Source organism: Bacteroides sp. BFG-606, from assembly GCF_024788145.1.
GTDB classification, from domain to species: Bacteria; Bacteroidota; Bacteroidia; order Bacteroidales; family Bacteroidaceae; genus Bacteroides; species Bacteroides vicugnae.
This window is the reverse complement of the sequence record NZ_JANUIL010000001.1, coordinates 5,711,726-5,724,337: the sequence shown is the minus strand read 5'-3', so window position 1 is coordinate 5,724,337 and position 12,612 is coordinate 5,711,726. Positions and strand designations below refer to the sequence as shown.

The following is a 12,612-nucleotide window of genomic DNA, read 5'->3' as shown; positions in this document are numbered from 1 at the left end:
CTACATAGAGATTAAAATGCATTTTTTGTTGTCATCTGTCACATTGTTGTAGGTAAGTGTTTGATTATGAAATGTCTGGTCTGTGACAGCAAGTAGTGACAGCAGCTAATTTTGATATTTTGCTGTCACTACTTGCCGTCACCGGTACGTTCTAATTAATAAATGGTAGTAGCTTCTATCCGGAACGTATAGGCTTAGATTAGTTTCAACAGCATGAAACTGTTGTTTCATCGGTGAGAAACTAGAGTTTCAACGGTAGGAAACTAAAGTTTCTAACGCTTGAAACTATAGTTTCAAGGCTTGAAACAGTTTGTTCCAAGTAATGAAACACTTTGTTTCAGCACGGGAAACACATTGTTTCAGGCAATGAAACTCACCGTAACAAGTAAGATGAGGAGAAAGCAAACGTGGGCTAAGAGTTGATGGTGATAGGTGATAGATGCGGTGATAGGTTGTAAAATGAATCTTTCACCACTGAAACCTCGATGAATAAAGCGTTTGAGACTGGACGGTGATAGGTGAAAGAGGAAATGCATTTTTTTGTTTAGGGTAGAGGTTGTAGTTAACGAGTGCAATGACTGAATTAAAAGACCAACTTTCCTTGTTAGGAAGAAAAACCGAGTATAAGCAAGATTATGCTCCTGAAGTACTGGAAGCCTTTGATAATAAGCATCCTGAAAATGATTACTGGGTACGTTTCAACTGCCCGGAGTTCACAAGTCTGTGTCCTATTACCGGACAGCCGGACTTTGCCGAAATACGTATCAGCTACATTCCTGATATAAAAATGGTGGAAAGCAAGAGTTTGAAACTCTATCTTTTCAGTTTCCGCAGTCATGGAGCCTTTCATGAAGATTGTGTGAATATCATCATGAAAGACCTTATCCGGTTGATGAATCCCAAATACATAGAAGTAACCGGGATATTTACTCCTCGCGGTGGTATTTCCATTTATCCGTATGCCAATTATGGTCGTCCGGGAACAAAGTTCGAACAGATGGCAGAACATCGTTTGATGAATCGGGAATAATAAAAATAAAGGAATTCACTTGCTAAAAATATCGAATATGACTCATCATGTGCCTGTTGAATTGCAAAACTATGTTCGGCAAAGTATTATCCCTCAATACGCTAACTTTGATAAAGCGCATCAAATAGACCATGTAGAAAAGGTTATGGAGGAAAGTCTGAAATTAGCGGCACATTATGAAGTCGATTATTCGATGGTTTATGTCATTGCTGCTTATCATGACCTGGGATTATACGAAGGACGTGAATTTCATCATATAACCTCCGGCAAAGTGTTGCTAGCGGACGAAACTTTGCGGCGTTGGTTTACGGATGAGCAGCTGTTGCAGATGAAAGAGGCGATAGAAGATCATCGGGCTTCTAATAAACAGGCTCCCAGAACAATCTATGGGATGATTGTTGCCGAGGCTGACCGAATTATTGATCCCGAAGTCACTTTACGTCGTACCGTACAATATGGGCTGTCTCATTATCCGGAGATGGATAAAGAAGAGCAATACGCCCGTTTTCGGAAACATCTTACTGAAAAATATGCAGAAGGAGGGTATCTGAAGTTGTGGATATCCCAATCGGATAATGCCGGACGGTTGGCAGAACTTCGTCAACTAATTGCGGATGAAAAAAAACTTTGTAGAGTTTTTAATAAAATCTATGAAGAAGAGAATAATACAGTTTTGTGAAATATAGCTATTAGCTTGCGTTCGATTCATTTTTTATTTTTATCTTTGTCATATTAAGGATTGCAATACGATAGATAATGGAAGAATATATTACTCGATTTTCAACATATCTTTTTTGGGATGTCAATAAAGATGATTTGGATATGGAGAAGCATTCACAATATATAATAAAGAGAGTGCTTGAATATGGTATGTTGCAAGATTGGAATATTGTAAAACAATATTATGGACTTGGGAGAATCGTCGAAATAGCTAAAGGGTTTCGTGAATTGGAGCCTCGGGCTTTAGCTTATCTTTCTGCCATTTCACAAACTCCTAAAGAACAATTTAGATGTTACACTTATCAACGGTCGAATCCACAACACTGGAACTTTTAAAACAGTTGCAACAGTTACCTGTACTTTGTAATACTCGTCTAGTCGGTGGTACTGCATTAGCTTTGCAATTAGGACATCGAAAGTCGGTCGATTTGGATTTTTTTGGTCAGATTAATGTAGATTCTCAAGATTTGAAGGAAGCTTTGCGAACACTTGGGACACTGACTATCTTAAATGATTCTAAGAATATACACATTTACGTATTGAATGAGGTTAAAATAGATATCGTGAACTATACTTATCCTTGGCTTGATGATGTCGTATATAAAGATGGGATACGTTTGGCAAGTCCTAGAGATATTGCGGCAATGAAAATTACTGCTATTGAAGGGAGAGGTACTAAAACAGATTTTTCAATGAATACTTTTTGTTGAAAAAGTATTCATTGAAAAATCTGTTGGATTTCTATTCTCAAAAATATCCTGACTCATCTTCTTTTATGGCTATGAAAAGTTTAGCTTATTTTGAAGATGCGGAGGAGGAGCCAATGCCTTATATGTTTGTGGATGTATCTTGGGACGAAATTAAAAAGTCTATTTTGTCTCGTTTATAATAGTATATGAGATAAGTTACTATTCATGATGATACGGCCCTCCATTCAATATAGTCATCGCCCGATAAATCTGCTCAACGAATATCAGCCGGATCATCTGATGTGAGAAAGTCATCTTGGACATTGAAATCTTTTCGTGTGCCACTTGATAAACTTTTTCAGAAAAGCCATAAGGCCCTCCGATAATGAATACCAGTCGTTTGTTGACCGTGTTCATTTTCCGCTTCATATATTCGGCGAACTCCAGAGAACGCATTTCTTTTCCGTGCTCATCGAGCAATACCACCACGTCGCCCGGTTGAAGAGCTTTCAGTATCAGTTCCCCTTCCTTTTCTTTCTGCACTTCCATTGAAAGGCTCTTGGTGTTTTTCAGTTCGGGGATCACTTCCATATCGAAAGTGATATAGCGTTTAGTACGCTGGATATAGTCGTTGATCGCAGTTATATAGTGTTGTTCTACGGTTCGTCCTACGACGAGCAGGGTTGTTTTCATACGTTTACAATTCTGATTATTGCACAAAAATAGGCATTTTTTATGTTATTCTGCAATTAATGCTTACCTTTGCCTATCATTAGTTGAAAGTTTAAAGCTTTAAACTTCAACTTAAAAGCTTGTATTTATGAAAAAACGAGTGCTTGCAGGAATGACCGCTTTGCTTCTTTCTCTCTCGTTGCTGATGGCGCAGGAGATACCGGCAGGAGTGATAACGGCATTTAAAAGAGGAAGCTCGCAAGAGCTGAGTAAGTATATGGGGGACAAGGTAAACTTGGTGCTCCAAGGTCGCTCGACAAACGTTGACAAACAGAAAGCAACAGCTACCATGCAGGAATTCTTTACGAAGAATAAAGTCAGCGGATTTAACGTGAACCATCAGGGAAAACGGGATGAATCAAGTTTCGTTATCGGTACGTTGGCTACTACTAATGGGAACTTTCGTGTGAACTGTTTCCTGAAGAAAGTGCAGAATCAATATTTAATACATCAAATAAGAATTGACAAGATCAATGAATAAGGAAAAAGAACTGATCGACAAGTTGATCGATCTTGCTTTTGCAGAAGATATAGGTGATGGTGATCATACCACCCTTTCATGTATTCCCGCTACGGCAATGGGAAAATCAAAATTGCTTATCAAAGAAGCCGGTGTGTTGGCTGGCATCGAAGTTGCTAAAGAAATCTTCAACCGTTTCGATCCTACCATGAAAGTGGAAGTGTTTATCAATGACGGAACAGAAGTGAAACCGGGTGACGTAGCAATGGTAGTGGAAGGAAAAGTGCAATCTTTGCTTCAAACCGAACGCCTGATGTTGAACGTGATGCAGCGTATGAGCGGTATTGCAACAATGACCCGTAAATATGCAAAGGTGTTGGAAGGCACAAATACCCGTGTGCTTGACACCCGCAAGACAACTCCCGGTATGCGTATCCTTGAAAAAATGGCAGTGAAAATCGGTGGCGGAGTAAACCATCGTATTGGTCTGTTCGACATGATTCTTCTGAAAGACAATCATGTGGACTTTGCCGGAGGTATCGACAAAGCCATCACCCGTGCCAAAGAATATTGCAAGGAAAAAGGCAAAGACCTGAAAATAGAAATAGAAGTCCGCAGCTTCGACGAACTGCAGCAAGTTCTTGATCTCGGTGGAGTAGACCGTATCATGTTTGATAACTTCACTCCCGAAATGACGAAGAAAGCAGTAGAGATGGTGGCAGGTAAATACGAAACTGAATCTTCGGGTGGTATCACCTTTGATACGCTCCGCGACTATGCCGAATGTGGCGTAGACTTCATCTCTGTAGGAGCTTTGACTCATTCAGTGAAAGGACTGGATATGAGTTTCAAAGCGTGCTGATTTTTTTTCACCACAGAGGACACAGAGTACACAGAGGATTTAAATTTATTTTATAGGAAGAATTTCCTATCATTGTTCCTCTGTGTACTCTGTGTCCTCTGTGGTGAATCGTATTCTTTAACTTCTTTTAGCAATATTCCTTGCAGCATTCCTCAAACTCTCGCGTCTAATAAGCAAACGACGCAGACATACGTTCGATTTTAAAAAAAGTAATTGACTTTGGAAAACGAGATAGAACTGATAAAGGGCTGTCGGGCAGGAAAGGATTCAGCCCGAAAGGAACTTTACACCCTCTATTCCAAACAGATGCTGGCGGTATGTTTCCGCTATACGGGCGATATGGATGCGGCGCACGATGTACTGCATGACGGTTTCATCAAGATTTTTACCAACTTCTCGTTCCGGGGTGAGTCTTCACTCTGTACATGGATCACCCGGGTGATGGTCACTCAATCACTCGATTTCCTGCGACGGGAGAAACGAGTCAGTCAGTTGGTAGTGCATGAAGAGCAGCTTCCCGATATACCGGATATATCGGATTCGGGAGGAGGGGCTGGAATCTCCGAAGAGCAGTTGATGGCTTTTATTGCCGAATTGCCGGATGGTTGCCGAACCGTTTTCAACCTTTATGTGTTTGAAGAGAAATCGCACAAGGAGATAGCCAAGATGCTTCACATTAAAGAGCATTCATCTACTTCGCAGTTGCACCGGGCCAAATATTTGTTAGCAAAAAGAATTAAAGAGTATAGGAATCATGAAGAAAGAAAATGATGAAATAACCGATCTGTTTCGCACACGTCTCGCTGATGCCGGGATGAGTGTACGGGATGGCTTTTGGGAAGAGCTCTCGCAGGAAATTCCTGTGGCTTGCCAGCATCGTCGCCGGATTCTGCTCTTCCGTGTGGCGGCTGCGGCATCTGTATTGCTCGTTTTGGCAGCCTCGTCGGCTACTTTCTTGTATTTCTCTCCAAAGGAAGATATGGAAGAAGCATTTACAAAGATAGCCGTGACGAATGGAGGACAGATGGATGGAGATGGAATACGCGTCAATCAGTTACCGCTGCCGGTAGAACCGGTGTTGCCGAAACCGGCTCCGAAATCTTACGGTATGCTGTCGCAATATACAGAGGAAGAAGATTCTCTTTCTATCACTTTCTCCATGTCGTTTTCTTTTTCTTCCACTACTTCTACGGGAAATGGCAACCAATATGGTAATCAGGGGCATAATGGTTATTGGCAGGCAACAAACGGTAATACAGAGTCATCTGTCGCTCCGGAAGAACAGTCGAATGTCAATATGGTTCAACCCAAAGCAGTGAAAAAGCATCGCTGGGCGATGAAAGTTCAAGTGGGTACAGCACTTCCGGCAGATAACGGTACTTATAAAATGCCGGTTTCCGCAGGGGTGACGGTAGAACGTAAGTTGAACGATTTTCTCGGCATAGAAACCGGACTGCTCTATTCGAACCTCCGTTCTGCAGGGCAGCACTTGCACTATCTGGGGATCCCCGTTAAAGTGAACGTGACGTTGGTAGATACGAAGAAAGTTGACCTTTATGCTACTGTGGGAGGAATAGCCGATAAATGTATTGCCGGTGCACCGGACAACAGTTTTAAAGAAGAACCTATCCAGCTGGCAGTGACTGCCGGTATTGGAATCAACTATAAGATTAATGACCGACTTGCTGTTTTTGCCGAACCCGGAGTTTCGCATCATTTCAAGACAGATTCGAAATTGGCTACGGTACGAACGAAACGGCCGACTAATTTTAATTTACTTTGCGGACTTCGCATGACGTATTAATCCTTATGAAAATGAAAAAAACACTACTAATGCTGTGGATGGCTGTTTGCCTGATTGTATCCTTTACAGGATGCACCAGCGAAGAAATGGATTATAACAATCCGGACGTTGCCCTTTTTGTGAAACAATTGAAGGCGGGTACGTATAAGATGAAGAATGATAAAGGAGTAGTGGAAGTTCCTCATTTCACGGAAGAGGACATTCCCGAACTTTTAAAATATGCAGAAGATCTGACTATTATCCCTTCTTTTCCGTCGGTTTATAATATGAACAACGGTAAGATTCGGTTGGGTGAGTGTATGCTTTGGGTGATTGAATCTATCCGTCAGGGCACACCTCCGTCATTAGGTTGCAAAATGGTATTGGCGAATGCTGAAAATTATGAAGCAATCTATTTCCTGACCGATGAGGAAGTACTCGATGCGGCCGCTTGTTATCGTAGTTGGTGGGAAGAACGCCAATATCCGAAAACGAGATGGACAATTGATCCGTGCTACGATGAGCCGCTTTGTGGATCGGGTTATCGTTGGTGGTAATAAAGGGGGAGGAGCCTTCGGAAAGTAAAAAATAGGAAACATTCATGTGGGAACATTTGTTTGTATCAGTAGTCTTTTGCTGCTGACAGGGGGATTATTACGCTCAAAAGATAGCTTCTCATACGTGCAAAATGTATATGAAGTGCTCCGAAATATAGGTAATGAAAGAGTAAAAAGGATGGATGGATTGAAACGGTTTATAACAACGATGGCACTGTGTCTGACTGCTTTATTTGCATATGCGCAAGTATGGACGGCACAAGATTCTTTGCATTTGAAGAAATTGCTGGAGAGTGACCAGGAGTTGCATTTAAATATGGATGCTGTGAAGTCGATTGATTTCGGAAGCGCAGTGGGTACTCCCCGGATGTCGGAGGAGAAAAGCTGGATGATGCCTGACGAATCGCTTCCTGAAGCATTGCCTAAACCGAAAGTGATGTTGACTCTGATGCCATATAAAGCAAATACCCGCTATAACTGGGATCCCATCTATCAGAAGAAGATAAAGATCGATAAAAATACCTGGCGGGGTGATCCTTTCTACGAGATACGTCATCAAAGATCTTATTCAAACTGGGCACGCAATCCGATGGCAAAGGGAATGCGTAAGTCGTTGGATGAGATACAGGCGAGTGGGGTACGTTTCCGCCAGTTGGGTGAACGTGCTAACGGAATGATGGTGAACACGGTAGTGATGGATGCACCTATTCCCTTGTTTGGTGGGAGTGGAGTGTATATCAATGGTGGAACTATCGGCGGACTTGACCTGATGGCTGTCTTTACAAAAGATTTTTGGAATAAGACGGGACGGGATAACCGTGCCCGCACATTGGAAGTGTTGAGAACTTATGGAGATTCTACCACTGTGTTGATAAATAAACCAATTGAACAGATTGCCCGTTGAAGGCGTTATAATGATGTGTTGATGTAGCAATGCGCTCATGTCAACCTATTAACACATAGATAAATTATTGGTTATGAATAGAATTACTTCTCTTCTGGGTATTCAATATCCTATTATTCAAGGTGGCATGGTGTGGTGCAGCGGTTGGCGTCTTGCTTCTGCTGTGAGCAATGCCGGTGGACTGGGATTGATCGGTGCCGGTTCCATGCATCCGGACACTTTACGCGAGCATATCCGTAAATGCAATGCGGCCACGAAATTGCCTTTTGGTGTAAACATTCCTTTGATGTATCCTCAGATAGAAGAGATCATGAATATTGTGGTGGAAGAGGGAGTGAAGATTGTTTTTACCTCTGCCGGAAATCCGAAAACGTGGACTGGGTGGTTGAAAGAGCGTGGAATAACGGTTGTTCATGTTGTTTCTTCTTCCCGTTTTGCTGTAAAATGTGAGGAGGCCGGAGTAGATGCGGTAGTGGCAGAAGGGTTCGAAGCCGGAGGGCATAATGGACGCGAAGAGACAACGACTTTCTGTTTGATTCCCGCTGTACGTGAGGCTACAACATTGCCTTTGATAGCTGCAGGAGGTGTCGGCACAGGAGAAGGAATACTGGCTGCTATGGTATTGGGAGCCGAAGGTGTGCAGATAGGAACCCGTTTTGCTCTGACTGACGAGAGTTCAGCGAGTCCGGTATTTAAGGATTATTGCTTGAGTCTTGGTGAAGGAGATACTAAGTTGTTATTGAAAAAGCTGGCTCCGACGCGTTTGGTAAAGAATACTTTCCGCGAGGCGGTGGAGAAGGCTGAAGATAGTGGTGCTTCTGCTGAAGAATTACGAAGCTTGCTAGGAAAAGGACGTGCAAAGAAAGGAATGTTTGAAGGAGACTTGGAAGAAGGTGAACTGGAGATAGGTCAGGTTTCGGCAATAATATCCCGTCGACAGTCGGTGGCAGAGGTGATGAACGAATTGGTTGAGTCTTATTGGCAGGCGGTGGAGAAGAAATATTTGTTTGAAAGATAAATGATAATTTCTATTTCACCACAGAGGACACGGAGGACACAGAGGTTTAATCTTTTTAATAACACAGAGTCTCACGTATTGAGAATCGTATTGATCGCTCTGTTTTACTTACGGAAAGAGAGAGAAGAACTCTGTGTCCTCTGTGTCCTCTGTGGTGAAATTATAGGCTGACAGGTTCGCACTTCAAACCAAATACGTCGGCTACGGCCTTATAAACGATTTTTCCTTCTACGATATTTAATCCGAGTGCTAATGCTGGATTCTCTTTGCAGGCTTTTTTCCATCCCTTATTTGCTAAAGCCATTACGTAGGGGAGGGTAGCATTAGTCAGTGCAAGAGTGGAAGTGTAAGGCACAGCTCCCGGAATATTAGCTACTGCATAATGAACAATTCCATCTACAATATAAGTCGGTGCGCTGTGAGTAGTCGGGTGAGACGTTTCGAAACATCCTCCCTGATCGATTGCCACATCCACTAATACTGTGCCGGGCTGCATTATTGAAAGCATCTCTTTGGTAATCAAATGTGGTGCTTTATCACCGGGAATCAGTACAGAACCGACAACTAAATCAACATCCGGTAATTCTTTTCTGATTCTTAGTTCGGATGCGTACAATGTCTTTACATTCTTCGGCAGTGTTTCGCTCAAATAGCGCAGACGTGCCAGATTTATATCTGTAATAGTGACATCTGCCCCCATTCCTGCAGCTATTTGTGCGGCATTGCTACCTACAACTCCACCTCCTAAAATTAATACTTTAGCAGGTTTAACACCTGGCACGCCTCCCAAAAGAATACCTTTTCCACCTTGCGGTTTTTCCAGAAAACGGGCGCCTTCCTGGATAGACATACGTCCGGCAACTTCACTCATAGGAATTAATAAAGGCAATGAGTGATCTGCTTCTTCTACAGTTTCATAAGCCAGGCATATTGATTTGTTGGAGAGCATGGCAAGAGTTAATTCCCGGTCGGAAGCAAAATGGAAATAAGTGAATAGTAACTGTCCTTTTCTAATTAAGTTATATTCGGTGACTATCGGTTCTTTCACCTTTACGATCATCTCGGCAGTGGCGTAAATGTCTTCTATTGTTGGCAGGATATGCGCGCCGACAGCTTGATATGCTTCATCCGGAAAACCGCTATTTATTCCCGCTGTATGTTGGATAAATACCCGATGCCCTTGTTTTACCACTTCGGCCACCCCCGAAGGTGTCATGCCAACACGGTTCTCATTGTTTTTGATTTCCTTTGGTACTCCGATAATCATAATGTTACGTATTAAAGATTTAACATGTTCGAATGTACGAAAAATCCCCTTACGTTGTTATTCGTAAGGGGATGTTTTAGAACAGAATGCCTCGCGTGTTGAGATGAATAAATGCGTAGAGTGGTTATTTTATAGACATTCACTGCCCTGCTTGTTGATTTTCATGTTTTTTCCATAGAGACCCACTCGAGCTATGTTGTTATAAAAGGGTTCTGCAATATCGTACTTAAAAGGAAGTACTTCTTGGTTGTCTTTGTTTATATACCCCCACTTGGACGACTGGCTTTCAATACAGACAGCAGCCAATCCTTCAGAAAAAGAGCATCCATTATCATATTTCAGGGGAATGACAACTTCTCCTTTCTTATTAATGAATCCTACTTTGTTGTGTAGCGAGACGAGGGCTAATCCTTCCGCGAATTGTTCTATTTGACTGTAAGTCGGTGGAAGAATGTAGTTTCCTTGTCTGTCAATCAGTCCCCATAATCCATCGTGGCATACACGTGCGCATTCTTGCTCAAACGAGTGAGCGGCTGCGTACTTAAACGGAATCCGTATCTGTCCGGTATGGTCGATGAATCCGTATTGGGAATTGAGTACTACCATTCCTAATCCTTCTTTAAAAGAGAAAGCCCGTTCATACATTAGAGGGATGACAACGTCATATCCTTTATTGATGTATCCCCATTGGATTTTTCCTTTAACGGGAGCCAATCCTTCGGAGAAACGGCCAATTGCCGAAAAACGCTTTTTCTTATTAGCTACCCCATAAGCTAAAAAAGAAGCAAAGAACTTTGTAATAGTGTTGCTCATTTTTCTTATTGTTTGTGTGGTAAGCGTCCGGATACCATTATATACAAGAGAAGCGTGGACGTCGTTAGTTCATTCTATTCAAGGTTCTGGTAAACCTATTGGGAAATGAACAACAGAGTCCACGCCCTTGTATATAACAAAGACGTGAACGCTTAGTTGCCATTATCTCCCCAATTAAAGAATTTACCAGATTCTGAATAGAGATAATATTCTAAACGCTTCTACGTTATTAATCGTAATAAGTCGCTACAAAGATATGGATTTCTTGTTAAAGAACAATATATTTGAGGGATAAAGATGTTACGATGGCCAACATCTGTAAGAGAGGAATGTGGAGATGGTAAATGAGATATCTTGAAATAAAAAACTCCTTTTGCAAATGAGAATACAAAAGGAGTTTGATATTATTATAAAGGTTAGATAAACTTTAGTCCATTAAATTGGGATTAGCGTTGGTAGCACTTAAAGGAATACGTAATGTGTAACGATCATCATCTTGTTCAAGAACAATCGTTTGTCCTCCGCTTAATACCTTTTCAATTCTCGGTCTGGTAGTTCGACGTAAATCGAACCAACGGTGACCTTCAAATGCTAACTCACGGGTCCGTTCATTTAATATTTCTGTAATCAGTTTTTCCTGATTCATGCTATTTACTTCATTTTTCTTTTGCTCATATCCAGCTGTTGTATATCTTTTTTCCATCAGTTGTAATAGACGGTTGCGAGCTTCAGGCAGATTGTTCAAATGGGCAGCTGCTTCCGCAGAATTAAGGTAAAGTTCGCTAATACGAAAACTACATTTGTAGGCAGACTTTCCGTCTGTTTTAATAATAGGGTAGTTGCCGTCTTTATTCTTCTCGCCAAAGTAGCTTGCAGGTCGCAGATCTTCTTCATTGAACATGTCAACAAATGATTGTGTAGCTTGTGAGGCGTCTAATGTTGTTGTCGCATTGTAAATTTTCTCATAAGCGGTAATAGACTCTACAGATGTGTATAGGTTAGGCAATTGTAGGTTGGTGCTATTGTAATCTTCAAGTGTTGCTTTTTGTGCCAACGTGCGTTCAGCTGCATCGTAAGCAAGTTGCCATTCTCCCATATAAAGATATACTCGTGATTCGAATGCATCTATGGCGAGTGTACTGAAGCGATAATTGTAACCGGATTCCCACTCTTTTTTTGTTATAAGTTGACGAGCGTTTTCTATGTCGGAAAGAATGGAACTATATATTTCTTCTACTGTATTCCGTGTTGGAATCTCTTCTAAATCAAGAGTCAGTTTCAAGGGGACGGCTTTTGTGTCTTTTGCACCCTCTTTTGTATATGGCTGTCCGTACAGGTTGACTAGAAGGAAGTGCATATATCCTCTCATAAAGTAGGCTTCTCCTACTAATTGATTGATATCTTTTTCATTTCCATCTGTTATATCGTTCTTTTTGTCGATGATAGCATTGGCATAATAGATGTTTTCGTAGTAGTCTATCCAGCCGAGCTCTTTGGCTGTTGTACTGTTGGTAATCCATTTTTCTATATCGCCATAATCGCTTTGGTCATAACTATCATTTCTGACAGTAATTTCTTTGGTTCGCATATCACAGACACTTCTGTCAGTCAAATCTTGTGCATAAATGTTAGTCATTAATGCCCTATATTCCTCTAATGTGTTCGGAATCACTTTTCCAACAGGCTGTATTTCTAAAAAATTGCTGCATGAAGTCATCGTAAAACATCCTGCTAGCATGGAAAATAAATATAGTCTTTTTATTCTTTTCATATTTCT

The 12,612-nt window shown here is 41.5% G+C and carries 14 protein-coding genes and 1 pseudogene; 11 read left to right on the top strand and 4 right to left on the bottom strand.

Going from position 1 to position 12,612, the window contains the following annotated elements; genetic code table 11:
* Window positions 1-574: 574 nt before the first annotated feature.
* From queF to NXV01_RS22150, 4 genes and pseudogenes are all read left to right on the top strand, one after another.
* Window positions 575-1,030 carry a preQ(1) synthase gene (queF, locus tag NXV01_RS22165; protein ID WP_004304260.1) on the top strand — a complete coding sequence of 152 codons (456 nt, stop codon included), beginning with the start codon at window positions 575-577 and terminating at the stop codon, window positions 1,028-1,030.
* A gap of 37 nt (window positions 1,031-1,067) precedes the next feature.
* Window positions 1,068-1,709: an HD domain-containing protein gene (locus NXV01_RS22160; RefSeq protein WP_148364808.1), complete on the top strand. Its 642-nt coding sequence runs from the start codon at window positions 1,068-1,070 to the stop codon at window positions 1,707-1,709.
* Between the two features lie 77 nt (window positions 1,710-1,786).
* Entirely contained in the window at window positions 1,787-2,086 is a 300-nt protein-coding gene (locus tag NXV01_RS22155; RefSeq protein WP_004311349.1) for a DUF6922 domain-containing protein, read from the top strand.
* Window positions 2,041-2,639: pseudogene (locus tag NXV01_RS22150) on the top strand (nucleotidyl transferase AbiEii/AbiGii toxin family protein). Before NXV01_RS22155 ends, NXV01_RS22150 begins: the two are co-directional and overlap by 46 nt.
* Window positions 2,640-2,658: 19 nt before the next feature.
* Here NXV01_RS22150 and rlmH read toward each other — a convergent pair.
* On the bottom strand, window positions 2,659-3,132 hold the full coding sequence (gene rlmH / locus NXV01_RS22145) for a 23S rRNA (pseudouridine(1915)-N(3))-methyltransferase RlmH (protein WP_074559125.1): 474 nt from the start codon (window positions 3,130-3,132) through the stop codon (window positions 2,659-2,661).
* A 127-nt stretch (window positions 3,133-3,259) separates the two neighbouring features.
* Between rlmH and NXV01_RS22140 the strand changes: the two genes are divergently transcribed.
* The 7 genes from NXV01_RS22140 to NXV01_RS22110 all read left to right on the top strand — a co-directional run bounded on the left by NXV01_RS22140 (window position 3,260) and on the right by NXV01_RS22110 (window position 8,755).
* On the top strand, window positions 3,260-3,652 hold the full coding sequence (locus NXV01_RS22140; RefSeq protein ID WP_148364809.1) for a DUF4783 domain-containing protein: 393 nt from the start codon (window positions 3,260-3,262) through the stop codon (window positions 3,650-3,652).
* The gene (nadC, locus tag NXV01_RS22135; RefSeq protein WP_004314515.1) at window positions 3,645-4,493 is read left to right on the top strand and encodes a carboxylating nicotinate-nucleotide diphosphorylase; all 849 of its coding nucleotides are present in this window, start codon (window positions 3,645-3,647) and stop codon (window positions 4,491-4,493) included. The genes NXV01_RS22140 and nadC overlap by 8 nt, the downstream gene beginning before the upstream one ends.
* A 219-nt stretch (window positions 4,494-4,712) precedes the next feature.
* Complete coding sequence (locus NXV01_RS22130) at window positions 4,713-5,264, top strand: RNA polymerase sigma factor (RefSeq protein WP_004300758.1); 552 nt, start codon at window positions 4,713-4,715, stop codon at window positions 5,262-5,264.
* The gene (locus NXV01_RS22125; protein WP_195649413.1) at window positions 5,248-6,297 is read left to right on the top strand and encodes an outer membrane beta-barrel protein; all 1,050 of its coding nucleotides are present in this window, start codon (window positions 5,248-5,250) and stop codon (window positions 6,295-6,297) included. The genes NXV01_RS22130 and NXV01_RS22125 overlap by 17 nt, the downstream gene beginning before the upstream one ends.
* A gap of 11 nt (window positions 6,298-6,308) precedes the next feature.
* The gene (locus NXV01_RS22120) at window positions 6,309-6,833 is read left to right on the top strand and encodes a DUF4943 family protein (RefSeq protein WP_074559124.1); all 525 of its coding nucleotides are present in this window, start codon (window positions 6,309-6,311) and stop codon (window positions 6,831-6,833) included.
* A gap of 178 nt (window positions 6,834-7,011) precedes the next feature.
* A complete protein-coding gene (locus NXV01_RS22115; RefSeq protein WP_234132933.1) occupies window positions 7,012-7,737 on the top strand; it encodes a DUF4858 domain-containing protein in 726 nt (241 codons plus the stop codon).
* Window positions 7,738-7,810: 73 nt separating this feature from the next.
* The gene (locus NXV01_RS22110; protein ID WP_259023247.1) at window positions 7,811-8,755 is read left to right on the top strand and encodes a nitronate monooxygenase family protein; all 945 of its coding nucleotides are present in this window, start codon (window positions 7,811-7,813) and stop codon (window positions 8,753-8,755) included.
* Window positions 8,756-8,915: 160 nt separating this feature from the next.
* Here NXV01_RS22110 and ald read toward each other — a convergent pair whose 3' ends face one another.
* From ald to NXV01_RS22095, 3 genes are all read right to left on the bottom strand, one after another.
* Window positions 8,916-10,022 carry an alanine dehydrogenase gene (gene ald, locus NXV01_RS22105; RefSeq protein WP_259023246.1) on the bottom strand — a complete coding sequence of 369 codons (1,107 nt, stop codon included), beginning with the start codon at window positions 10,020-10,022 and terminating at the stop codon, window positions 8,916-8,918.
* 129 nt (window positions 10,023-10,151) lie between these two features.
* On the bottom strand, window positions 10,152-10,835 hold the full coding sequence (locus tag NXV01_RS22100) for a WG repeat-containing protein (RefSeq protein WP_074559093.1): 684 nt from the start codon (window positions 10,833-10,835) through the stop codon (window positions 10,152-10,154).
* 427 nt (window positions 10,836-11,262) lie between these two features.
* Window positions 11,263-12,606, bottom strand: coding sequence for a RagB/SusD family nutrient uptake outer membrane protein (locus tag NXV01_RS22095; RefSeq protein WP_195649416.1), 1,344 nt, complete (start codon window positions 12,604-12,606; stop codon window positions 11,263-11,265).
* Between the last annotated feature and the right edge of the window lie 6 nt (window positions 12,607-12,612).